Origin of the sequence: Latilactobacillus graminis DSM 20719 (genome assembly GCF_001436415.1) — a bacterium.
Classification (GTDB): Bacteria; Bacillota; Bacilli; order Lactobacillales; family Lactobacillaceae; genus Latilactobacillus; species Latilactobacillus graminis.
Genome location: NZ_AYZB01000058.1, coordinates 60,248 through 81,773 on the forward strand (window position 1 = coordinate 60,248; position 21,526 = coordinate 81,773).

Genomic DNA, 21,526 nt, shown 5'->3' on the forward strand with positions numbered 1-21,526 from the left:
CAATTAAAAAGAGGTAACTATGAAAATACAAGCTCCTGTAAGAAAAAATGATACATTGACCGTTGATATTATGGATTTAACCTATGAAGGGATGGGGGTCGCTAAAATTGACAGCTATCCATTATTCATTGAAGGGGTCCTTCCCGACGAACGTGCTGAAATCCAAGTGACAAAGGTTAATAAACAGTACGGCTTTGCCCGCTTAATTAAAATATTGAAAAAAAGTGCCGACCGCGTTGAATCAAAGGCAAATATTTACTCACAAACCGGGATCGCACCTTTGCAACATTTAGCGTATCCGGCACAGCTGGCCTTTAAACGTAACCAAGTGGTGAATGTTTTTCAAAAAGCGCATTTGGATATTCCGGTCCAACCAGTTTTAGGTATGGACAATCCAACTGGTTATCGGAATAAGGCCCAAGTACCAGTCCGGTTTATTGATGGCGCTTTGATGACTGGTTTTTATCGAAAACATAGTCATCAAGTGATGCCGATGGAAGATTTTTATATTCAAGATCCTAAAATTGATGCTGCCATCAAAGTGGTTCGTGATATTTTACGTCGATTCTACATCGATCCATACAATGAAGAGACGCATAAAGGCGTATTGAAAACAATCATGGTTCGGCGTGGTTATTATAGTCATGAAATGATGATTGTTTTCATTACGCGGAGTAAGAGATTACCCGCAGCTCGTGAAATCGCCGTTGAAATTAAGAAGGCCTTGCCAGAAGTCGTCAGCATTATGCAAAACGTGAATGCCGCTCAAACGAACGTTATTTTTGGTGACGAAACTAAATTGATTGCGGGGCGCGATTTTATTCGTGATGAATTAATGGGCTTGAAATTCGAAATTTCAGCGCAGTCGTTCTATCAAGTCAACCCAGTACAAACCGAAGTCTTGTATAATAAGGCCATTGAAGCAGCTGGTTTAACGGGTAACGAAACCGTAATCGATGCCTATTCAGGAATTGGCACAATTTCGTTAGCAATTGCTAAACATGCCAAGCAAGTTTATGGCGTCGAAGTCGTTGAATCTGCTGTGATGGATGCACGGCATAACGCCAAAATTAATGGCATTGAAAATGTTTCATTCACGCTTGGTAAAGCAGAAGAAGTGATGGCTCAATGGCAAGCAGATGATTTACAGGTCGATGTGCTGATTGTTGATCCACCACGTAAAGGATTGGAAGCTAGCTTCATCGAAGCGGTGGGACAATTGAAACCGGCCAAGATGGTTTATGTCAGCTGTAACCCAGCAACTTTGGCGCGGGATTTAGAATTATTGACCGCCCAAGGATATGAAGCAGAATCAACTCAACCAGTGGATATGTTCCCCCAAACATTGCATATTGAATCAGTCACAAAATTAGTTTTAAAGTAAAAAATATCCACAAAAAGCGGGTCGCTATTGTTCAAAATGGACAGTAGCGACCCGCTTTTTGTGCGTTGAGGTAGTTAAATTTGGAAATCGTATTTTATGATGGTGCTTGTTGGTATTTAAAGGGTAATTTATTTTTTAAGTAGCGCACCAACCGCGGGGAGATTACCCAAACTGTCGATTGACTTACTTGGCAAGACGATAGTGTTATTTTGACCGTCGGCGATGTGTTCCATTGCTTCAATATTCTTATATTGGAGGTAAAGTTCACCATTGTTGATTAAACTAGCATTAATCAGGTTGATTTGATCTTTGACAGCTTCAGCAATGGTCCGTTCACTTTGTGCTTTTCCTTCAGCCTCCAAAATTTGGGTCTGTTTGTTAGCTTCAGCTTCAAGAATATTGGCTTCTTTTAATCCTTCAGCTTTACGAATGGCTGCGGCTTTAAGTCCTTCAGCTTCCATAATATTGGCTTCTTTTTCACGCGAAGCGCGGAGTAGTTTATTCATTGATTCTTGAATATCGTGGGCTACTTGAATCGAATCGATATTGACACGATCGACATTCAGACCATAACCAGCGGTAACTGTGCTTAGTTGTTCAAAAAGCGTTTGATTAATTTTTTCAGTCCCGTTTAAAACATCATTTAAATCCATGTTGCCGATAATTCCGCGTAATTGGGCCCGAGTATCTTGAACCATACTTAAAACGGAATCTTTATTTTTATAGACATATGCATTAACATCGGTAATGTGATATTTAATCGTTTCTGAAATCATAACGACTACATTATCTTTAGTAATCACTTCTTGTTCAGCAACTTTTAATGGAATTTGTTTCATGTTGACGATTTCCGTGATGTGGAAGATGAAGGGCATCACAAAATGAAATCCAGGATTGAGAGTTTTAACATAAACGCCTAAGCGCTCCAAAATACCCACTTCTCCAGTGTGAATTAATGCAAATGATGAAAAGAGGGCGACTGCAATCATCACCAAAACGACAATTAATAAAATACTGATAAAAATATTCATACGATAAACTCCTTTGGTCTGGTTTAATAATCCAGAATATTATGGTGTGCTGTCACGATTAAGGCTAAAGGTGTAACGGCGGTGATGATAACGCAAAGACCAGGACTCGCGGCTCCTTGTACTTGGTAATGGTAACGAATGCCAAAAAAATTGATCACGCCAGTTTGTTTAGCGTCTGGTAAAGTAAATGTTAATCCCACTAAGCGTTCATCTAACATATTCTGCCTCCTTATTGGTATTGTATCTGATTGTCAATAAAAGACAACTTTAAGTGACAGAAAGAACAAAACTGTCAGGTTACTTGTCTCGGGTACTTGAAGATAGTACACTGAGTGTACTAAAGTTGAAAGCGGAGGAAGTAAAGATGCGTCGGAAGGTTACGCCAATTTTTAAAGACAGTTTCCAAAAGCGTTATTGGCGGCAGATGATAGTGATTACCGTTGTACTTTGTCTAGGTTTAGGCGCTGTATTTTGGTGGTTACACCAGCGTTCTGATCGACCAAGCGAATTACAATATCCAATTTTAGGTATGCAATTGAGTCAAACCGATGGTTATCAAGATTTTAATGATTTAAAAAAAGAGGGCCTGCAGTTTGTTTATCTAAAGGCGACAGAAGGTGCTAGTTATAAAGATGATAATTTTGATACGAATTATAGTCGCGCAAATGGATCTGGTCTGAGCGTTGGAATTTTTCATTTTTTTAGTTTTGATAGTTCCCCCAAGCGCCAAGCCGACCAATTATTTAAGGCCGTTGGTCAGCAGACGGGTAAGCTACCGATTATGATTTATCTTGACGATTATAACGACTACGCTCAACAACCACCGAAGAAAAAGAAAACACAAGCATCACTGGCACAGCTGGTTGCTTTAATTAATCAACATTATCAACAAGACTGTATTATCGGCGGTGAACCAGTGTTGCTCAGACGCTATGTGCCACAAAACGGTACTTATCCATTATGGCAGGTAACACGCACACGACCAACGTTGACAACCAAGAGTGGGTTTTGGCAATATACAACTGGTAGCCCAATCCCCAAGAGTAATCGCCAAACTGATTACCAGTTAGCCGTATTCACAGGATCGAAGCACCAATGGCAACTACTAAAATAAGCAAGTCATAGAATGAGATATTTAAACATAGCACAGCTCTTGGGATGATTATTAGTCGCGGTAGTTGAGGAATCAATCATTGTAATTATGATCGTCAAACTTTAATCGCTAATGATTGTAAACGCCGCGCATATTAAACAAAGCCGGCACAACATTTTTGTTGTGGCGGCTTTGTTAGTAATTATTTAATTGGATAATCCATATCCTCGGCTTCATCATAGATGGAAACAGGTCGTTGATCTTCACAAGTAATCTTTAATTGGTACCCGTAGTGGTCAAGAAAAACCAACTCATGTTCAGTGAGTGAAATAACCTTGCCGCTTAACGGTTTATGGTCAATTTGTACCAGTAAATTCGGTGTGATTTCTAAGGTGTGTGTTTTTCGCGTTTGGGTGTCGTTAAAAGACCAATGTCCTGCATAAAAACGCGCCACTTTTGCTGCCTGCGTGGTTCGAATTTTTTGCTGATACTGGTGAATTGTTTGATTCAAAATTGCCTGTGGTCTTTGAAATTTAAAAAAATGCATAAGTCACACCCCGATTAACTATTATTCTACCACGAAAAAGTTAGTTTGCGGGCAATTAATTATCGGACTTAAGACGGATTTTTTAAAATAGGTTAAGAGACTGAATAATTACGGGTGGGGATGATTGTAAAAATTCTTTTCAATAGGTTTTTACCCCCAAATCCCGTATACTAACAGTATCAAATAAGGGAGCTGATTGAAATGCAAACACTTGGGATTATTGGAACTAACTGGATTACGGGGCAATTTGTTGATGCAGCCCGCGAATCGGGCTCATTTACGTTAACGGCCGTTTATTCACGAACAATGGAAAAGGCAGACCAGTTCAAGACGAAGTATCATGCCCCAGAAGCGACTAGCTATACGGACTTAGCTGGGTTTATGAATGCGAGTGAATTTGAAACCGTCTACATTGCATCGCCCAACAGCCTGCACTTTGAACAAGCGAAGCAAGCGATTTTAGCAGGCAAAAATGTCATCGTCGAAAAGCCAGCGTTTAGTAATCCGACTGAGATGGCAGCCATGCAGACGTTATTAAAGCAACATCCGGACCAATTTTTATTCGAAGCAGCACGTCACATTCATGAGGCGAACTTCAAAATTGTTCAACAGGCCATCAATGAATTACCTACAATCAATGGCGCAACACTGAGCTATATGAAGTATTCATCGCGTTATGACGCTGTTTTAGCGGGTGAAGAGCCGAATATTTTCTCACCACACTTTTCAGGCGGGGCGTTACAAGATCTCGGTGTGTATGTGGTGTATGATGCCGTCAGCTGGTTCGGTGTGCCTGATTCGGTCGATTATCAAGCCGAATTGTTACCAACCGGGGTTGATGGCAAAGGGGTGGCCACCTTACGTTATCCCACCTTTAACGTTACCTTGATTTTTGGCAAAACCGTTGATTCGTACTTAACGTCTGAAATTTATGGTGGTCAAACCACGATTGTGATCGATAATGCAGGGACCATTGGCAAAGTTGAACGCTACAGCGAAGGTGGGCAAAAGATTGCGTCACTAGGGGAACCATCACTTGCTAATCCAATGATTGCTGAAGCGGAAAATTTTGCGACGATGATTGCTAATCATGACACAAAACGGTATCATGAATTGTTACAACTAAGTGAATCGGTCAATCAAGTTTTATATCAATTAAGACAATCGGCCGGAATAATATTTGCTGCAGATTAACACGACGGAGGCAATACATGAGCGTTTCACCATTATTTCAAGCACTATGGGATGAGCAAGGATTTACGGCAATGTCCCCCATTCAAGAAGCAGTTTATCAACCATTAAAAAAAGACGAATCAATTCTGGGATTGGCCCCAACCGGCTCAGGGAAAACCCTCGCGTTTTCATTACCCTTATTAGAAAAAATTATGCCAGGCGAAGGGTTACAAGTATTAATCTTGGCCCCTTCACAGGAATTGGTGATTCAAACCCGGGATGTCATCCAACCTTACGCTAAGGCGATCGACTGCACCGTTCAAGCGATTACAGGGAAGGCTAATATTAAACGTCAAATCGAACGGCTTAAGGCCAAACCAGAGATTATCGTGGCAACGACTGGGCGATTATTAGAATTGAGCGAACAACGGAAAGTGAAATTCCATACACTTCAAGCCATTATTATGGACGAAGCGGATGAATTATTAACGGATAGCGGGCTTTCTGAAACCCGCCATATTGTGCAAGAAGCTCCCGCCGATGTGCAACTGGGTTTCTTTTCAGCAACATCAACTGATAGCTTACTAGAATTGGAGACATGGTTTGGTGTGCCAATCAAAACGATTGACGTACGTGGCATTGATCAGACGGGTGGGGAAGTGCTACATGCATTTATTCCAACTGGGAATGCTCAAAAGGTTAATGTTTTACGTCATTTAGCCCATCAAAAGCATTTTAGAGGGTTAGTGATCTTTAATCAGTCAGCACAACTGTTAAAAGCTGCCCAAACATTGAAACATCAAAAAGTCACTTATGCTGCTCTTTCGGGACAAGGCCGCCAAACTGAACGGCAAAAAGCCTTGAAAGATTTTCGTGAAGGCAAAATCCAACTCTTACTGGCAACGGACGTTGCTGGGCGCGGACTAGATATTACAGACTTACCATATGTGATTAATTTTGACGTACCAAATGCCAAAATTACTTATATACATCGGGCTGGACGAACAGGCCGTATGGGCCGGGATGGGACGGTACTCACATTGGGTAATCAACATGATGGCCGTAATTTACGGAAGTTATTGGCGCCGGAATATGACTTAGTGACGCGATATTTGGTGGGCGATCATTTGGAAGCTGAAAAGCCGGTTGCGCCAGCTGGATTGGTTACGTCTGCAGTAGCAACGACTAGTACTGCCGATAGTATGAGAGCAGTCACAGTCACAGATCAAACAAGTACACCAGTAACGAGTGTGCGGAAATCTAAAAAAACGCCTGTTCGCCAGCAAGCAGTAGCACCGCTTAAGCCAAAACATAAGAAAAATCGGCAACGAAATCAGAAAAATAAGGGCTATCACAAGAAAAGTATTGACGGATAGAGTCCCTCTAAGTAAGCGAGAAGCCTTAACGGTGTTGTTAAGGCTTCTTTTTTGGACTAGTCCGTTTTAATTTAGTGTCAGTAATTAATTGACAAATTTTAGGAAACGATTACAATATAAGTAAGGGTTTTCTTTCGCTTCACAAATTGCGAGAGTGATAAACGCTCACAATCAAGACTCTTTTTATGTCAGCCTTTCAATTAATTGGTTAGGAATTATCTTAATAAGTCTAGACCAATTATTAGGGCTTGCTGGAATTGGTTCGCGATGAAGACGATCATAGGAGGTGCCATACTATGGCAGAAGAACAGGATTTAGAAGCAATCATGGGGTTAATCATTAATGGTGGAAATGCTAAAAGTAGCTCAATGGAAGCAATCATGGCCGCTAAGAAAGATGATTTCGAAACAGCTGCCGCTAAACTGGCTGAAGCAGATGCTGCTTTATCAGAAGCACACAATTCACAAACGGATATGTTAACCAAAGAAGCAAATGGCGATCATGTCCAAGTTACTTTGTTGACAGTGCATTCGCAAGACCATTTAATGAATGCGATTACTTTCCGCGATTTAGCAGGTGAAGTCGTTGATGTATATAAGAAGATGGCCGGTTTACCAACTGATAATTAATTTAACGTCTGCAAGAGCGTCTGGGTGTTTAATACCAGACGCTTTTACTGAAAGAACGGTAAATGGCATATTGAAAAGAAGAGTGTGAATGACATGGAGATTAAATTAAATTTAAAGATGCCAGCAAGTTATTTTTATCAAAAAATTCTTGAATCAGTTCTGTTCGATATTCGGCAGCAGACAGGCGAGAAGCTACTTGAAACGCAGTTACCCAATTATTCATATGACAAGCAATTTGGCAAGAATCGGGCAACGTTGAAAATTACGCAATTAATTAAAGATCAGAGCTACCATTATGAAACAACTTCTATACGAGGGACTTATCAATCCAGTTATGATATTTTTGCGAATGGGCCTCAATCGATTCAGGTGATTTATCGTGAACAAGCAAAGGCGAATAGTAAATTACAGCAAACCAATGATTTATTGATGGGTTTTATTATGGGCTTTATGCGTAAACGCGGCTTTAAGAAGATGTTGAAACAAATTGAAAAAACGTATCAAACGGAACAATAGGTAACTATTTTGAGAGAAAGTAGGATCTAAGTAATGGAATATCGAAAATTAGCACCATTTCCTAAAAATTTTCTATGGGGATCAGCTTCGGCGGCTTATCAAATTGAAGGTGCCTACCAAGAAGATGGTAAAGGTCGGTCAGTATGGGATGAATTTGTTCGCATCCCAGGCAAAACATTTAAAGCGACAAATGGTGATGTGGCGGTTGACCATTATCACCGTTTTGAAGAAGATGTGGCTCTCATGGCAAAGGCAGGACTTAAAGCCTATCGCTTTTCCATTTCTTGGCCGCGAATTTTACCCAATGGCAAAGGGGCGATCAATGAAGCTGGACTAGCATTCTATAATCGATTAATTAATGAATTAATCGCCCATGATATTGAACCGATTGTCACGATTTACCACTGGGACTTACCCCAGGCACTACAAGATGAATATGGTGGTTGGGAATCACGTCAAATTATAGAAGACTTTACTAATTATGCCGGCTTATTGTTTGAGCGCTTTGGCGATCGGGTGCAACATTGGGTTACCTTGAATGAGCAAAATGTGTTCATTACGCATGGTTATTTAACAGCGGAGCATCCACCAGCAGTAACAGATGCTAAACGAACCTATCAGGCCAACCATATGGCGAACCTAGCTAATGCCAGTGCAATTAAATTATTCCACGAAAAGGGGTACCAAGGCGGAATTGGTCCCAGTTTTGCCTACAGTCCAACGTATGCTTTAAACGCGGATCCGGCTAATCAGATTGCGGCTGATAACGCTGAGCAACTTAATGCAGATTTATGGTTAGATGTTTACGCATGGGGCCGTTATCCTAAATTAGTAATGACCTATCTTAAACAAAATGGATTGGCACCGGAAATCACCGCAGCTGATCGAGATTTATTAGCGAATCCGCTTGCACATCCGGATTTCATGGGGCTTAATTATTATCAAACCATGACGGTCACCACGAATCCTCTAGAAGGTGGCGTGGGCTTGACTAAACAAAATACGTCTGGTAAAAAAGGCACTAGTCAGGCCAGCGGACTTCCTGGTGTTTATAAGACGGCTGATAATCCCTTTATGCAACAAACTGACTGGGATTGGAATATTGATCCCGAAGGTCTGCGAATTGCACTCAGACGGATTGAGAGCCGCTACGGACTACCAGTTTTAATTACTGAAAATGGTCTGGGCGCCTATGATACTTTAGCAGCTGATGGACAAATCAATGATGATTACCGAATTGCCTTTTTAAAGGCGCATGTTAAAGCGATTCAAGAGGCAATTACGGACGGTGTTACGGTCATTGGCTATACCACGTGGAGTTTTACTGATTTACTGAGTTGGACGAATGGCTATCAAAAACGATATGGGTTTGTCTACATTGATCGTGATGAAACGGACGAAAAAGAACTAAAACGGTATCCAAAAGATAGTTTCTACTGGTATCAAAGAGTAATTAAAAGTAATGGCGAAATCATATAAGATATTAAAAAAAGTACCTTGACGGTTAGTATTAAGCTAACTGACAAGGTACTTTTATATGTGTTGGGGACAAGTTTAATCATGGATATTGGTTGCGAAACAATACGCAAGTTTAATTCGAAATCAAAATTTATTTAAATTCAACTTTACAATTAAAACAACAGATGCGACAATAATACACATAGGCGCTCGTGGCTCAACTGGATAGAGCAATCGCCTCCTAAGCGATAGGTTGCGAGTTCGATTCTCGCCGGGCGCACTTAGCGTGACGTGGTTGTTAAGCACACTGATTAGTCAGTGTGCTTTTTCAGTTCGTAAACCGCCTTAATTTAATGATTGCGCTTTCACTTTCAGAAAATTCTTAAATATGATTTATATTCGCTGAAAATATGTTAAAATGAACTCGTATTCAAAAATCGCAACGCAAAAGTTGCAATTAATCTGGAGGCTTTTTCATGTCATTAGTTAATGGTACAGAAATCTTTAAAGCTGCTCGTAAAGGTCATTATGCTGTTGGTGCTTTCAACACAAATAACCTTGAATGGACACGTGCGATCTTAGGTGCTGCTCAAGAAACTAACACACCAATCTTGATCCAAACATCAATGGGTGCTGCTAAATATATGGGTGGTTACGAATTATGCAAGAACTTGGTTGAACAAACAATCAAGTCAATGAACATCACTGTTCCTGTTATCATGCATTTAGATCACGGTAACTACGAAGCTGCTAAAGAATGTATCGAAGTTGGTTACAACTCAGTTATGTTTGATGGTCATGATTTACCATTCGAAGAAAACTTAGCCAAGACAAAAGAAATCGTTGCTTTAGCACATGCTAAAGGTATTTCAGTTGAAGCCGAAGTTGGTTCAATTGGTGGCGAAGAAGATGGTATTATTGGTGCTGGTGAATTAGCTGACGTTGAAGAAGCTAAACAATTAGCAGCTGCTGGTCCTGATTACTTAGCAGTTGGAATTGGTAACATTCATGGTGTATACCCTGAAAACTGGCAAGGTCTAAGCTTCGATCGTTTACAAGAATTAGCAGACGTAATCGACTTACCACTTGTGTTACATGGTGGTTCAGGTATTCCTAAGGAACAAATTCTTAAAGCAATCTCAATGGGAATTTCAAAAGTTAACGTTAATACTGAACAACAAATTGCATGGTCAAAAGCTGTTAAAGAATACTATGCAGAAAACAAAGATCAAGCTGAAAAAGGCTTCGATCCTCGTAAAGTTCTTGCACCAGGTACAAAAGCAATCAAAGACACAGTTGAATCACGGATTGAATGGTTCGGGACACCAGCTGTTAAATAATTATGATCTTTCAAGAGTCCAACTTCGGTTGGGCTTTTTTTGCGATTGCATACTCGATGGCTAATAAATAAGGCTGACCCAAGCCTGGGTCAGCCTTATTTATTAGTGGCTACTCGTCACTTTAATGCCAATGATGCCGATTACCAGTAAAATAACGAATAACCAAGTTAATAAACTGAGTTGCTCGCGGAACAGGATCACCCCAACTAAGATAGCGCCGACTGCACCGATACCAGTCCATACCGGATAGGCGATACTCAGTGGGAGTCCCTTAGTAGCGCGAATCAAGAAAAAGAAACTGACAAGCATCCCAACCACGGTCAAGAGCGTGTAATTTAGTTTACTAAACCCAGCGCTCATCTTCATCGTGGTTGCCCACCAAACTTCTGCCAAGCCTGCAATCAATAAGTTAATCCATGCCATCAATCGAACCTCCTAATAATATCGGCCACAAAAAAAGGACAGTCAAGCACTTCTTCTTTGACCTAATGAAGTGATTAACTGCCCGGTGGCAACGATTAAATTAAAATCAGTATAGCAAATTCTAGGCGGGAAGTGAAATTTAACCAATCGAACCGCCAATTAAGTAGGTGACGACCATGGTTAAAACACCGGTTAAGACGTTGCGCAAAACACCCTTGAGCCGGTTAGCATGCCCCAACGATGCACTCGTGTAACCGGTCGCGATCAGTGCGAGAACAATTGAACCAATCGTCCCACTGACTTTAAACGGATATGGGATTGCTAAGATGGCAATGATTGGTAGTAACGAGCCTAACATGAACGAGAAAAATGATGAAAAGGCAGCATGCCATGGATTGAAGTAATGGTGTAATTCAATATTGTATTTTTCACGGAGCGTGATGTCGAGACTGTCTTTTTGCATGAATGCTGAAGCCACTTGATGTGCGAGTGGGGTCGGTAAACCTTTTGATTCGTAAGTTCGTTGTAAGCTGGATACTTCAGCATCGTATTCATTTTGAATTGCCTCTTTTTGAAGGCGCATCATTGATTTTTGGGTGTCACGTTGCGTGCTGACTGAGACGTATTCACCGCCGCCCATTGAAAAAGCGCCCGCTAACATGCCTGAAATACCAGCTAGAAAAATAGTGTATTGATTTTGATGGGCACTGGCAACACCCACGACAATGCCGGCCACTGAGATGATCCCATCATTTGCGCCCAAGACCCCGGCACGAATAATATTTAAGCGTTCTGATAGGTGGAACCGATGTTCAAGTGGGGCACTGGCGGATAAGGCTTTCATAGTGGCAGACTCCCTTTACAATTTAACTTCATTATAGCTAACTGAGAAGGATTATCAATCGTTTTTTCGAGATTGGTCGCAACAAAAAAATTGCCTAAAACCTTTTGTTGACGTACATACGAATCATTATCACTAAGGGCTTCCAAATTATTGAGCACCTAAAAAAGGTCTTTGGATAAATTAAATCCAAAGACCTTTGATAATCAACGCGGAATCGCTTGATAGAAGCGGGAGGCAGTTACTATTGTTAATAGTAAGCCGACAATACAGATGATGATTAAGCTGCTAATTGCCTGTTTCTGATAGGCACTGTAAGCAGTTAATCCAATGAAGAAAGTGGTCAAACAGACGCACACACCCAGAAGCATAAGCCAAGTTGTCATTAGTTTGCCCAGTCACCATTTCTGAAGAGTGGGACGATGCGTCCATCATGGGTTAAACCGTCAATGTTCATTTGACTAGAACCAACCATGAAGTCAACGTGGGCTTGGCTGCGATTTAAGCCGGCGATTTTTAATTCCGTTTCGGACATATCAGTGCCACCTTCGATTGAAAAGGCGTATGCAGAACCGAGTGCCAGATGATTGGATGCATTTTCGTCAAATAACGTATTGAAGAAGGTGATTTTTGATTGTGAAATTGGTGAAGGATCTGGCACGAGTGCGACTTCACCTAAGTGTTTGACGCCAGCATCGGTTTGTACAAGTTTTTGTAAAACAGCATTGCCTTCTTCTGCTGAGGCTTTAATAACCTGGCCGTTTTCAAAAGTAAAATGAAGTTTATTTAATGTGTGACCCGCATAGCTCAATGGTTTGGTTGAAGAAATATAACCATCAATGTGATTAGCATCAGCTGCCGAGAAAACTTCTTCAGTTGGCATGTTAGCGATAAATGGTCGCCCATCGCTACTATGACTAGGACCACCCATCCAGATATGATTTTTAGGTAATCCGATTGTGAGGTCGGTACCAGGTGCGGTATAGTGTAATGCTTTAAATTGAGCGGCGTTTAGTTCAGCTGCTTTGGCTTGTAGTTGCTTACCATGTTCTGCCCATGCGTCAATTGGGTCAGCTTGGTCAACACGAGTTGTCTTGAAGATTTCAGTCCATAACTGTTCAGTGGCCGCTTGTTCATCTAGGGCTGGAAAGACTTTCTTAGCCCAAGCCGGACTGGCAGCAGCAATCACGGTCCAACTATTTTTGTTGGCCTGAGTTGCTTGGCGGACTTTAAGCATTGCTTGCCCATTTGCTTTTTGCGCGGCAGCAATTCGTTCACCATCCAAGCCTTGCAGATTATCTGGATTACTCGATATGACTGAGATTCGTTTGGCATTGTGTGCCAACCAGTAATCATATTCTTGTTGTTGGAAGTCCGGTACGTTAACGAGGCGCTCTTCAGCTTTGTGTTGCATCTGGATGCGGTCAATGGTGTCATCGTGCCATTTAACAAGTACTTCAGCGGCACCTAGATCGTAACAAGCAGCGGTAATTTTGCGGGCCAAATCGACTTGATCGACAGCAATTTGTAGGACTACGGTGTCACCAGTTTGGACATTAACGCCCGTTTTAGCAACTAAAGCGGCATATTTTTCAAGATTTTGTTGGAAAGTTGTCATCAAAAATTCCTCCTCAAAAGCGATTTAATAAATTTATCATAGCATATGCCCGCTTGAAAAACGTGGAAAATAAATAAAAACGTTTTCATGTTATTTAATTTTATGGTAGAGTGGTAACAGATAATCGTGGTAAAAGGCTTGATTGGTTAAGGAGTGGAAACGATGGCGCGGACGAAGCAAATTAGAGCGGAGCAAATTCTGGATAAAGCGTATGAAATGGTATTGGCAAGTGGTTTAAAATCGATAACTGCGCGTAGCCTTGCCAAGGCTTTGAATTGTTCAACCCAGCCTATTTATTTAGAGTTTGGGAATATGGGCCAACTTAAACAAGCAATTCTAGAACAGGCTAAGGCCCGATTAGTGTGGTACGTCACCGCAGAACAGCGAACCGCCGATGCGTTAGTCAATCTCGGCATTGGCTATGTTCGCTTTGCGACCATCGAACCAGAACTCTACCGTGCGTTATTTATTGATAATCATTTTGGCCATGATGAAGCCCAATTATTCATGACACAACTCGTCCAAACTAGACTACAGAGTTATCAACCTTTAAAAAACAAGCCTGAAGATGAGCAAAGACGGATCATTAATGAAGCTTGGATCGTCATTACTGGCTTAGCGACCTTGATTAACGCGAAATTGGTAGATTATCAGGATGTAGAAATCGAGGCGCTACTCAAGCGAATGCTGAAACGGTGTTTTAACTGATTGACATCAAAAAAGGATTATGGCGAACCGATGCCATAATCCTTTTTTGGTATTTTTTTTAAGGTAAGTTATCTGAGATTGTTGGTTACTTTTGTTCTTTAATGATATAAACAGGACGATGCTTGACTTCGAGGTAGATTTTCCCAATGTACTTACCGACAATCCCGAGACATAATAATTGTAGCCCGCCAACAAGCAACATGATGGAGACTAGGGAAGGCCAACCAGAGGTGGGATCGCCAAAGAGCAAGGCCCGGATGACAATGAAGATTAATGCCAGAAGAGCAAGGATGAAAGAGAAAAAGCCGATGAAAGAAGCAATGGCCAAGGGCGTTTCTGAGAAAGTCACGATGCCATCAAGCGAATATTTGAAAAGTCCCCAAAAAGACCAACTGGTTTGGCCCGCAACGCGATCTTGATTTTGATATTCAAGGTATTTAGTATCAAAACCCACCCAACTAAAAATCCCCTTGGAAAAGCGATTATATTCAGACATCTCTAAAATCGCGTTGACCATTTGCCGGGTCATCAAGCGATAATCACGGGCACCGTCAACGATTTCGGTTTGTGAGATATGGTTGATAATTTTGTAAAATTGTTTTGCGAAAAATGAGCGAATTAAAGGTTCACCGGCGCGATTGGTGCGGCGCGTTCCAACACAATCGAAGCCCTCGACTTCAATGCCGTGTAGCATTTCAGGGAGTAATTCTGGAGGATCTTGCAAGTCAACATCCATGACTGCCACATATTCGCCGGTGGCCGCTTGTAATCCAGCATATAAGGCAGCTTCTTTGCCGAAATTCCGGGAGAAGGAGATGAAGTGAACGTGTTCTGGGTCTTGTTGCTGGAGTGCCCGCATTTCCGGCAAACTTTGATCGGCAGATCCGTCATTGATGAAATGGTATTCAATCCGGTGGTCTGGCAGTGTAGCAGCTACTTTTTCAACGGCAGCGTAGAACAGTGGAATTGATTCTTGTTCGTTGTAACAGGGTACAATAATTGAAATTGTCTTAGTCATTTTAATCCTCCGGAGTATTTTTGAAGATCCATTTGCTAAATACATAGTTTGCTAAAATTACGATAATTTGATCTAGCACTTTAACAATCATGTTGGGCAATACCAATAATGAAATGCCAATAAACATAATTGCCGTATCCATTACAAATGATATACCACGGAAGAAAAAGAAACTAGCTATTTCACGCGAAAAATCTTTGCAAGTCGTATATTTTGATTGAAAAACCCATGTCTTATTGGTGAAAAAAGCAAATAAGACAGATAATAACCAGGCAATGGTATTACTAATGAGGTAGTTCAAATTGGTATAGTGGTCCAAACCGAAAAAAACGACCATATTAACTAAGGTCGTTAAGATACCAAAGATGAGGTACATTAGTTGTTCGTGGTATTTTTGCGAGAGAGCTGTAAGTGTTTTAATCATCATGGCCTCTTTTCAGGATATGGTTGTAGCGCCGTAGAATGCGCCCCCGGAGGGCCATTTGCTGATCCTTTTTTTTGAAAGTATAGCGCGTCGTGATGTAATTGACGATCCCAACAATTAACTGATCGATAATCTTGGCAGGCATGCTTCGCCATCCCAAAAAGGAGATGGCGACAATCATTAAACCGTTATCCAAGAAAAAAGAAACGCCGCGGAAAAAGAAAAAAGAAATGACTTCACGACAAACAGCTCCCAATGTGGTGTATTTTGATTGGAAGACGAGTGATTTGTTGGTAAAGAAGCCAAACAAATTTGCGACCAACCAGGCCATTGTATTAGCTAATAAATATGGCCAAATAATAGTGTGACGAAAGATCCAGTACGTAAAAATATTGACCAACGATGCTAAAAAGCCAAAGACGGTATAAGTTAAAAAATCGCGGTATTTAAACAATAATCGTTTAATGAAAGCCATAAAGCCAGCTCCTAGTTTGATTTATTAAGCGCCCAGAAACTAAAAACAGGGCCGCAGTATACGGGACGTAACTGCGGCCCAAAAAAGAATAATCAGAAAAAAGTTAAGCGGTGCGCAGATTTCAGTAACTGGACGCTTATAAAGCACTTTGTTTTGCGACGATTTCAGCCACAAAATTTTCAAGATGTTTGATATCTTCAGCTTCAGCCGATAAATCAACTTTAACCACGGCTGATCCTTTGGTAGCACCGGTTTGTTCGAAGACAGCGGCGAAGTCATCAACCGCTTTACAGAAATCATCATAGAAAGTATCACCAGAGCCACAGACGCCGTATACTTTACCAGTGAGATTGATATCCTTAAGATCTTCATAGAAGTCAACGGCTTCATCTGGGAGATCACCATCGTCGCCATAAGTGTAGCTGCAGACGATACAGATGTCACTTTCTTCAAAAGCAGTCGGATCAGCTTGTGAGATTTCAGTGGTTTCAACATCGATGTTTAAATTTTCGAGGGCCTCTTCAACGATTTCGGCAATTTCCTCGTTATTGCCAGTCATGCTTGCGTAGACTACTTTTGCAGTTGCCATTTATTGGACATCCTTTCACGTGTGTGGCAGATAGTAGCCACACTTAACGAATTATACTATAAGGCATTATAGCAAAAGCCCTCTGGTAAAAAAAGGTGTAGCGATTGATTCTCAATTAATTGGACTAAAAAGCCACGAAGTATTCATTTTAAGCACAGATAGCGTATAATATAGAAATAGATACAATTAAAGGCTACAATGGTGACAATATTGGAGGTTTCATTTTGATTACATTAAAATCTGAACGAGAAATTAAAGGAATGGCTGCTTCGGGTGCCATTATTGCTGGTGTTCATCGTGGTTTACGCGAGATCATCAAACCGGGGATTTCCAGTTGGTTAATTGAAGAATTTGCTAACGACTACATTGAACAACATGGTGCGAAGGCCTCTGAAAAAGGTTTCGAAGGCTATAAGTATGCAACTTGTGTCTGCGTCAATGAGGAAGTGGCCCACGCGATTCCGCGGAAGAACTTAATTCTAAAAGCGGGTGATATTGTTACGGTCGATATGACAGTTAATTTAGATGGTTACGAAAGCGATTCTTGCTGGACTTATGCGGTCGGTGAAATCGCACCTGAGTTACAAAAATTAATGGATGATACTCGTAAAGCCCTGTATCTAGGGATTGATCAAGCGGTCGTTGGTAATCGTCTAGGTGATATTGGACATGCAATTCAGCACTATACTGAAGTAGAAAATGACTACGGTGATGTGCGTGAATTAATCGGGCATGGGATCCAACCAACGATGCACGAACAGCCAAACGTACCTTCATATGGTGAAGCAGGTAAGGGATTGCGGCTCAAAGAAGGGATGACGATTACGATTGAACCAATGGTCATCTTAGGCGGGACATGGCATATTAAGACCAAAGAAGTCCCTGGGGAAGATTGGGAATATTATGTTTCAGCAGACGGCACCCCATGTGCACAATATGAACATACGATTGCAATTACCAAAGATGGTCCAAAGATTTTAACTTCCCAAGATGCTGAAATGGATGCAAAATACTTACTTTAATATTTGTTTTATTTAACAGTCGGAAACCTGCTCATTTTGAAAAGGTTTCTTTTTTTGGGCAAAACTACTCGGTCTAGGGCAATTCGTGTATAATGAAAAAAGATAATTATTAATTATTGTTTAAGATATCGATTGAGCAAACACGTTAGTCAATCGATAATTAATTGGCTTGAGTTTGGAGTAGTTTATGACAATTGAGAATCAAGACCAGGTACCAGTGTTTAAACAGCATTTATCACGGCGAAAAAAAATAATTGCCTTAGTGCAACTGATGGCCCGCCGTTCTTCTGAGGCGAATATTGGCGACAATTCAAAAGTCATCGCATATTATTCACTATTGTCCGTTTTCCCATTGCTAATCGTTATCGGAAATATCTTACCGTATTTTCAATTGGATGTGATGAGTGTGGCGGATTATGTCCAATCAGCAATTCCACCAACGATTTTTGACAAGATTATGCCGATTCTCCAATCCTTATTAAAAAAGCGTAACGAAGGATTATTGTCTGTTGGGATCTTGGGCACTTTGTGGGCAGCCAGCCGAGGAATCAATGCGTTAAAAAACAGTATTAATCGTGCTTATCGTGTTGAAAAGATGCAAAACTTCATTTTGAAACGGCTAATTTCATTAGGGAGTACCTTGTTATTACTATTACTATTGGTCGGTCTGATTGTAGTCTTCACCTTTGGACAACAGATGCTAGAACTAGCAGCACCAATCTTCAATATTCCGACAGCATATGTCGACATCTTTAGCAGTTTAAAATGGCCAGTCACTGGAATTGCATTATTTTTAATCCTGATTTTTATTTATTACTTCGTACCAAGTGTTAAGATGCGTTTGCGCAGTGTCCTGCCTGGCGCGGTCTTGACGATGATTGGTTGGTTGATTTTGGCACAAACATTCTCATTATACATGCGTTACTTTGGGACGTCATGGAATAGTTATGGGGCCATTGGGGCGGTCATTATTTTACTTTTATGGTTAAATTATGCGGCCACAATTCTAATGGTCGGGGCTGTATTGAATGTCGTGATTGCAGAAGCACTCCACGGCCCGATGAACCCCAGTCATGGTAAAGTTCACGATTTTATTGCCCGCCGGCGCGATTAGCTCGTCTGATTGAGCACAATTAATTAAGACCGTTTTAAAAAGACATTTCCTTTTAAAGAAATTTATACTACAATAGGAAACAGCATAACGAAATTTTTCAAAGAACGGCGCTAAATCTTTCACTTGTTGATTTCAAGGAGGATCAGGAAAAGATGAATTCAGAAGAACCGGATATGCATCGCGAACAACATCAACATCACCGTCATCATCATCAACACCGTCATAAAGGCTGGACTGTGACCAAGGTGATTCTAATCGTTTTAGGCGTGTTGATTATTGCTGGGGGAGCATTCGCGGCTAAGGTCTATATGGATGTTAATCAAACAGCAAAGACGGTCTATCAACCAAAAGGAAAAACCCAGAATCGGCGCAAAGCGTCCGAGAAAGTTAATTTGAACAAGAAGACGCCATTTTCAATTCTCTTATTAGGCACGGATACAGGGGAGTTGGGTCGGACTGAAAAAGGTCGGACGGATACGATGATGCTGGCAACGGTTAATCCAGCAACTAAGGAAACTAATATGTTGAGCATTGCCCGAGATTCACGGGTCCCAATCGTCGGCTATGGTCAGATGGCGAAGATTAATGCGGCCTATGCATACGGCGGGATTCCGATGGCAGTTAATACGGTGCAAGCCTTTTTGAATGTACCCATTGATTACTATGTTTTGGTCAATATGAAAGGTCTCGAACAACTTGTGGATGCCGTTGGTGGGGTTACTGTGGATAATGATTTGGACTTTACCTACGAGGGGCATCATTTCGTAAAGGGCTCAGTCAGTCTTGATGGGCCAACCGCATTGAAGTTCTCACGAATGCGCTATGATGATCCACGAGGCGACTTTGGGCGCCAATTGCGCCAACAAGCAATTGTCCAAGCAGTCTTGAAGAAGGCCACTTCATTGAACATGGTGACTAACTATAATAAGTTCTTACAAGTTTTAGAGCACAATATGCAAACGAATATCACGCTGAAGAATGTCTTGAACATTCAACAAAATTATGGCGATGCGATGCACTTCAAGACCTTGCAACTAAAAGGAACGGGTCAGATGATTGATGGACAGTCTTTCCAAGTTATGGATCCCGCAGAAGTATCACAGATGTCAACGCGTTTGCGACAACAATTAGATTTAAAATGATTATGAAAGAAGCTAACTAGGGATGGTTAACTTCTTTTCGTGTGTGACAGGTAATCAGCACCGTTAATTAACTTTTGGAGGGTATCATGGAACAAACTATTAATATTGAACAGATATTTGCTATCTTACGTAAATATCGGCGCTTAATTCTGACGTCAACAGTCGTGTGTACATTATTAGCGGTAATCATTACATTCTTTTTAATTACGCCGCAATATAGTGCTTCGACAGAACTCCTAGTGAATCGCAAGCAGAGTACGGATGCTGGGGCACAATGGAATCAAGTCCAAACCGACGTCCAAATGATTAATACCTATAAAGACTTAATCACCAAACCAGTCATTATGGACCCAGTCACTAAAAAGATTAACAGAGGTAATGAACAAAAATTAGACGATACGGCAATCGCCGAAATGATTAGTGTGGCAAATAATCAAAACTCACAGGTCTTCTCAATTACGGCTAAGGCTGATAATGCTTACACTGCGGCAGATATTGCGAATACGACTGCTCAAACCTTCCAAAAAAAGGCACCCAAAATTATGAGTGGGACTGATAATGTTTCAATTATTTCAGAAGCAAGACCGGACCTAACGCCGGTTTCACCCAAAAAGAAATTAAACATCTTAATTGGGCTAGTATTGGGGGTATTGCTCGGGATTGGAATTGCCTTCTTACGCGAATTAACTGACAAGACAGTGCGCGACGAAAGTTTCTTAGTTGATGAATTAGGCTTAACTAGTCTAGGTGGTGTGAATAATATTGCGGAAAAAGACTTAATTAAAAAAGCGATTATGAGTGTCAACGGTAGCCGCTTGTCGAGAAGAGGGTAAGAAAGTATGGGATTATTTAGAAAAGAGAAGAAATTAGACCAAGCTAGTATGAAAGAAGGGGTCGGCTTAATCACCTTAACTGACCCGACTTCAATAATTGCTGAACAATTCCGAACGATTCGGACTAATATCCAATTCTCATCGATTGATCAAAAACTACGCAGCGTGGTCTTCACCTCGTCAGGTCCCTCACAAGGGAAATCGACAGTCAGTGCAAATGTGGCGGTCACCTGGGCTGATCAAGGGGTAGATGTATTACTTGTTGATGCTGATATGCGCCGGCCAACAGTCCATCAAACCTTCCAAGTGCCGAATAAAAAAGGACTGACGTCACTGCTAACAGAAGAAACTTTCGACTTAAATAATGCGATTCAAAAAACCCCAGTTGATCATTTATTTGTACTACCATGTGGGGTGGTTCCACCAAATCCATCTGAACTGTTGAACACGAAGAAGATGGATAAATTAATTATTGAATTAACGAAACATTTTGATTTAGTCGTTTTTGATGCACCACCGGTTATTTCAGTGACTGACGCCCAAATTCTTGCTAGCAAAGTCGATGGGACGATTTTGGTAACACCACAAGGGATCGCTGAAAAAGGCGCCGTTGCTAAATCTAAAGAACTTTTAGAAGTAGTCCATGCACGCATTCTTGGAACCATCATGAATCGCGTAAAGTCGGAGAATACTGGCGGGTACTACGGTGGCTATTATGGTGGCTACTATGGGGCAGAAGAGAACAAGTAACAAACTTTTGGGGGAGCAAATG

The 21,526-nt window shown here is 41.2% G+C and carries 25 protein-coding genes and 1 tRNA gene; 15 read left to right on the plus strand and 11 right to left on the minus strand.

Features of this window, described 5'->3' with window-relative positions:
* Window positions 1-19 precede the first annotated feature (19 nt).
* On the plus strand, window positions 20-1,384 hold the full coding sequence (gene rlmD, locus FC90_RS07325; RefSeq protein WP_057908593.1) for a 23S rRNA (uracil(1939)-C(5))-methyltransferase RlmD: 1,365 nt from the start codon (window positions 20-22) through the stop codon (window positions 1,382-1,384).
* A 128-nt stretch (window positions 1,385-1,512) separates the two neighbouring features.
* On the opposite strand, the gene FC90_RS07330 is transcribed toward rlmD, so the two are convergent.
* Together FC90_RS07330 and FC90_RS07335 are read right to left on the minus strand one after the other, a co-directional pair.
* Complete coding sequence (locus tag FC90_RS07330; protein WP_057908594.1) at window positions 1,513-2,415, minus strand: SPFH domain-containing protein; 903 nt, start codon at window positions 2,413-2,415, stop codon at window positions 1,513-1,515.
* A 23-nt stretch (window positions 2,416-2,438) separates the two neighbouring features.
* Complete coding sequence (locus FC90_RS07335; protein ID WP_057908595.1) at window positions 2,439-2,633, minus strand: hypothetical protein; 195 nt, start codon at window positions 2,631-2,633, stop codon at window positions 2,439-2,441.
* A 146-nt stretch (window positions 2,634-2,779) separates the two neighbouring features.
* Between FC90_RS07335 and FC90_RS07340 the strand changes: the two genes are divergently transcribed.
* Window positions 2,780-3,529, plus strand: coding sequence for a GH25 family lysozyme (locus FC90_RS07340; RefSeq protein WP_057908596.1), 750 nt, complete (start codon window positions 2,780-2,782; stop codon window positions 3,527-3,529).
* A 181-nt stretch (window positions 3,530-3,710) separates the two neighbouring features.
* On the opposite strand, the gene FC90_RS07345 is transcribed toward FC90_RS07340, so the two are convergent.
* The gene (locus FC90_RS07345; RefSeq protein WP_057908597.1) at window positions 3,711-4,055 is read right to left on the minus strand and encodes a DUF4828 domain-containing protein; all 345 of its coding nucleotides are present in this window, start codon (window positions 4,053-4,055) and stop codon (window positions 3,711-3,713) included.
* A 201-nt stretch (window positions 4,056-4,256) separates the two neighbouring features.
* On the opposite strand from FC90_RS07345, the gene FC90_RS07350 reads away from it, so the two are divergent.
* The 7 genes from FC90_RS07350 to fba all read left to right on the plus strand — a co-directional run bounded on the left by FC90_RS07350 (window position 4,257) and on the right by fba (window position 10,547).
* On the plus strand, window positions 4,257-5,249 hold the full coding sequence (locus FC90_RS07350) for a Gfo/Idh/MocA family protein (RefSeq protein ID WP_057908598.1): 993 nt from the start codon (window positions 4,257-4,259) through the stop codon (window positions 5,247-5,249).
* A 17-nt stretch (window positions 5,250-5,266) separates the two neighbouring features.
* The gene (locus tag FC90_RS07355) at window positions 5,267-6,604 is read left to right on the plus strand and encodes a DEAD/DEAH box helicase (protein ID WP_057908599.1); all 1,338 of its coding nucleotides are present in this window, start codon (window positions 5,267-5,269) and stop codon (window positions 6,602-6,604) included.
* 296 nt (window positions 6,605-6,900) lie between these two features.
* Complete coding sequence (locus FC90_RS07360) at window positions 6,901-7,233, plus strand: PTS lactose/cellobiose transporter subunit IIA (protein ID WP_057908600.1); 333 nt, start codon at window positions 6,901-6,903, stop codon at window positions 7,231-7,233.
* A gap of 93 nt (window positions 7,234-7,326) precedes the next feature.
* The gene (locus FC90_RS07365) at window positions 7,327-7,749 is read left to right on the plus strand and encodes a DUF3284 domain-containing protein (RefSeq protein WP_057908601.1); all 423 of its coding nucleotides are present in this window, start codon (window positions 7,327-7,329) and stop codon (window positions 7,747-7,749) included.
* 33 nt (window positions 7,750-7,782) lie between these two features.
* The gene (locus tag FC90_RS07370) at window positions 7,783-9,228 is read left to right on the plus strand and encodes a glycoside hydrolase family 1 protein (protein ID WP_057908602.1); all 1,446 of its coding nucleotides are present in this window, start codon (window positions 7,783-7,785) and stop codon (window positions 9,226-9,228) included.
* A gap of 185 nt (window positions 9,229-9,413) precedes the next feature.
* Window positions 9,414-9,487 (plus strand) — tRNA-Arg (locus FC90_RS07375).
* Window positions 9,488-9,683: 196 nt separating this feature from the next.
* Window positions 9,684-10,547, plus strand: coding sequence for a class II fructose-1,6-bisphosphate aldolase (gene fba, locus FC90_RS07380; RefSeq protein WP_057908603.1), 864 nt, complete (start codon window positions 9,684-9,686; stop codon window positions 10,545-10,547).
* 102 nt (window positions 10,548-10,649) lie between these two features.
* Here fba and FC90_RS07385 read toward each other — a convergent pair whose 3' ends face one another.
* The 4 genes from FC90_RS07385 to FC90_RS07395 form a co-directional block, all read right to left on the minus strand.
* A complete protein-coding gene (locus FC90_RS07385; RefSeq protein WP_057908604.1) occupies window positions 10,650-10,970 on the minus strand; it encodes a DMT family transporter in 321 nt (106 codons plus the stop codon).
* Between the two features lie 139 nt (window positions 10,971-11,109).
* Window positions 11,110-11,814, minus strand: a complete 705-nt coding sequence (locus FC90_RS07390; RefSeq protein ID WP_057908605.1) for a VIT1/CCC1 transporter family protein — start codon at window positions 11,812-11,814, stop codon at window positions 11,110-11,112.
* 203 nt (window positions 11,815-12,017) lie between these two features.
* Window positions 12,018-12,197, minus strand: coding sequence for a hypothetical protein (locus FC90_RS09120; protein ID WP_083482030.1), 180 nt, complete (start codon window positions 12,195-12,197; stop codon window positions 12,018-12,020).
* Window positions 12,197-13,429: an aminopeptidase gene (locus FC90_RS07395; protein WP_057908606.1), complete on the minus strand. Its 1,233-nt coding sequence runs from the start codon at window positions 13,427-13,429 to the stop codon at window positions 12,197-12,199. Before FC90_RS07395 ends, FC90_RS09120 begins: the two co-directional genes overlap by 1 nt.
* A 162-nt stretch (window positions 13,430-13,591) precedes the next feature.
* Here FC90_RS07395 and FC90_RS07400 point away from each other — a divergent pair, with 162 nt between their 5' ends.
* Window positions 13,592-14,137, plus strand: coding sequence for a TetR/AcrR family transcriptional regulator (locus FC90_RS07400; RefSeq protein WP_057908607.1), 546 nt, complete (start codon window positions 13,592-13,594; stop codon window positions 14,135-14,137).
* A gap of 85 nt (window positions 14,138-14,222) precedes the next feature.
* On the opposite strand, the gene FC90_RS07405 is transcribed toward FC90_RS07400, so the two are convergent.
* From FC90_RS07405 to FC90_RS07420, 4 genes are all read right to left on the minus strand, one after another.
* On the minus strand, window positions 14,223-15,155 hold the full coding sequence (locus FC90_RS07405; protein WP_057908608.1) for a glycosyltransferase family 2 protein: 933 nt from the start codon (window positions 15,153-15,155) through the stop codon (window positions 14,223-14,225).
* Window position 15,156: 1 nt separating this feature from the next.
* Window positions 15,157-15,579 (minus strand): GtrA family protein, encoded by a 423-nt coding sequence (locus FC90_RS07410; RefSeq protein WP_057908609.1) that lies wholly within the window; start codon window positions 15,577-15,579, stop codon window positions 15,157-15,159.
* Window positions 15,572-16,054, minus strand: a complete 483-nt coding sequence (locus FC90_RS07415; RefSeq protein ID WP_057908610.1) for a GtrA family protein — start codon at window positions 16,052-16,054, stop codon at window positions 15,572-15,574. The genes FC90_RS07410 and FC90_RS07415 overlap by 8 nt, the downstream gene beginning before the upstream one ends.
* Before the next feature lie 136 nt (window positions 16,055-16,190).
* Entirely contained in the window at window positions 16,191-16,643 is a 453-nt protein-coding gene (locus FC90_RS07420; protein WP_057908611.1) for a flavodoxin, read from the minus strand.
* A 224-nt stretch (window positions 16,644-16,867) separates the two neighbouring features.
* Here FC90_RS07420 and map point away from each other — a divergent pair, with 224 nt between their 5' ends.
* The 5 genes from map to FC90_RS07445 all read left to right on the plus strand — a co-directional run bounded on the left by map (window position 16,868) and on the right by FC90_RS07445 (window position 21,504).
* Complete coding sequence (gene map / locus FC90_RS07425; RefSeq protein WP_057908612.1) at window positions 16,868-17,665, plus strand: type I methionyl aminopeptidase; 798 nt, start codon at window positions 16,868-16,870, stop codon at window positions 17,663-17,665.
* Between the two features lie 187 nt (window positions 17,666-17,852).
* Window positions 17,853-18,779 carry a YihY/virulence factor BrkB family protein gene (locus FC90_RS07430; RefSeq protein ID WP_057908613.1) on the plus strand — a complete coding sequence of 309 codons (927 nt, stop codon included), beginning with the start codon at window positions 17,853-17,855 and terminating at the stop codon, window positions 18,777-18,779.
* Window positions 18,780-18,931: 152 nt separating this feature from the next.
* Window positions 18,932-19,921, plus strand: a complete 990-nt coding sequence (locus tag FC90_RS07435) for an LCP family glycopolymer transferase (RefSeq protein WP_226789478.1) — start codon at window positions 18,932-18,934, stop codon at window positions 19,919-19,921.
* A gap of 86 nt (window positions 19,922-20,007) precedes the next feature.
* Window positions 20,008-20,754 (plus strand): YveK family protein, encoded by a 747-nt coding sequence (locus tag FC90_RS07440; RefSeq protein ID WP_083482031.1) that lies wholly within the window; start codon window positions 20,008-20,010, stop codon window positions 20,752-20,754.
* Window positions 20,755-20,760: 6 nt separating this feature from the next.
* Window positions 20,761-21,504, plus strand: a complete 744-nt coding sequence (locus FC90_RS07445) for a CpsD/CapB family tyrosine-protein kinase (protein ID WP_057908615.1) — start codon at window positions 20,761-20,763, stop codon at window positions 21,502-21,504.
* The last annotated feature ends 22 nt before the right edge of the window (window positions 21,505-21,526 follow it).

What these genes read in the sequence shown, in the direction of transcription:
- rlmD (WP_057908593.1), top strand. Translation starts at nt 20, where the DNA reads ATGAAAATACAAGCTCCTGTAAGAAAAAATGATACATTGACCGTTGAT.
- FC90_RS07330 (WP_057908594.1), bottom strand. Translation starts at nt 2,415, where the DNA reads ATGAATATTTTTATCAGTATTTTATTAATTGTCGTTTTGGTGATGATT.
- FC90_RS07335 (WP_057908595.1), bottom strand. Translation starts at nt 2,633, where the DNA reads ATGTTAGATGAACGCTTAGTGGGATTAACATTTACTTTACCAGACGCT.
- FC90_RS07340 (WP_057908596.1), top strand. Translation starts at nt 2,780, where the DNA reads ATGCGTCGGAAGGTTACGCCAATTTTTAAAGACAGTTTCCAAAAGCGT.
- FC90_RS07345 (WP_057908597.1), bottom strand. Translation starts at nt 4,055, where the DNA reads ATGCATTTTTTTAAATTTCAAAGACCACAGGCAATTTTGAATCAAACA.
- FC90_RS07350 (WP_057908598.1), top strand. Translation starts at nt 4,257, where the DNA reads ATGCAAACACTTGGGATTATTGGAACTAACTGGATTACGGGGCAATTT.
- FC90_RS07355 (WP_057908599.1), top strand. Translation starts at nt 5,267, where the DNA reads ATGAGCGTTTCACCATTATTTCAAGCACTATGGGATGAGCAAGGATTT.
- FC90_RS07360 (WP_057908600.1), top strand. Translation starts at nt 6,901, where the DNA reads ATGGCAGAAGAACAGGATTTAGAAGCAATCATGGGGTTAATCATTAAT.
- FC90_RS07365 (WP_057908601.1), top strand. Translation starts at nt 7,327, where the DNA reads ATGGAGATTAAATTAAATTTAAAGATGCCAGCAAGTTATTTTTATCAA.
- FC90_RS07370 (WP_057908602.1), top strand. Translation starts at nt 7,783, where the DNA reads ATGGAATATCGAAAATTAGCACCATTTCCTAAAAATTTTCTATGGGGA.
- fba (WP_057908603.1), top strand. Translation starts at nt 9,684, where the DNA reads ATGTCATTAGTTAATGGTACAGAAATCTTTAAAGCTGCTCGTAAAGGT.
- FC90_RS07385 (WP_057908604.1), bottom strand. Translation starts at nt 10,970, where the DNA reads ATGGCATGGATTAACTTATTGATTGCAGGCTTGGCAGAAGTTTGGTGG.
- FC90_RS07390 (WP_057908605.1), bottom strand. Translation starts at nt 11,814, where the DNA reads ATGAAAGCCTTATCCGCCAGTGCCCCACTTGAACATCGGTTCCACCTA.
- FC90_RS09120 (WP_083482030.1), bottom strand. Translation starts at nt 12,197, where the DNA reads ATGACAACTTGGCTTATGCTTCTGGGTGTGTGCGTCTGTTTGACCACT.
- FC90_RS07395 (WP_057908606.1), bottom strand. Translation starts at nt 13,429, where the DNA reads ATGACAACTTTCCAACAAAATCTTGAAAAATATGCCGCTTTAGTTGCT.
- FC90_RS07400 (WP_057908607.1), top strand. Translation starts at nt 13,592, where the DNA reads ATGGCGCGGACGAAGCAAATTAGAGCGGAGCAAATTCTGGATAAAGCG.
- FC90_RS07405 (WP_057908608.1), bottom strand. Translation starts at nt 15,155, where the DNA reads ATGACTAAGACAATTTCAATTATTGTACCCTGTTACAACGAACAAGAA.
- FC90_RS07410 (WP_057908609.1), bottom strand. Translation starts at nt 15,579, where the DNA reads ATGATTAAAACACTTACAGCTCTCTCGCAAAAATACCACGAACAACTA.
- FC90_RS07415 (WP_057908610.1), bottom strand. Translation starts at nt 16,054, where the DNA reads ATGGCTTTCATTAAACGATTATTGTTTAAATACCGCGATTTTTTAACT.
- FC90_RS07420 (WP_057908611.1), bottom strand. Translation starts at nt 16,643, where the DNA reads ATGGCAACTGCAAAAGTAGTCTACGCAAGCATGACTGGCAATAACGAG.
- FC90_RS07430 (WP_057908613.1), top strand. Translation starts at nt 17,853, where the DNA reads ATGACAATTGAGAATCAAGACCAGGTACCAGTGTTTAAACAGCATTTA.
- FC90_RS07435 (WP_226789478.1), top strand. Translation starts at nt 18,932, where the DNA reads ATGAATTCAGAAGAACCGGATATGCATCGCGAACAACATCAACATCAC.
- FC90_RS07440 (WP_083482031.1), top strand. Translation starts at nt 20,008, where the DNA reads ATGGAACAAACTATTAATATTGAACAGATATTTGCTATCTTACGTAAA.
- FC90_RS07445 (WP_057908615.1), top strand. Translation starts at nt 20,761, where the DNA reads ATGGGATTATTTAGAAAAGAGAAGAAATTAGACCAAGCTAGTATGAAA.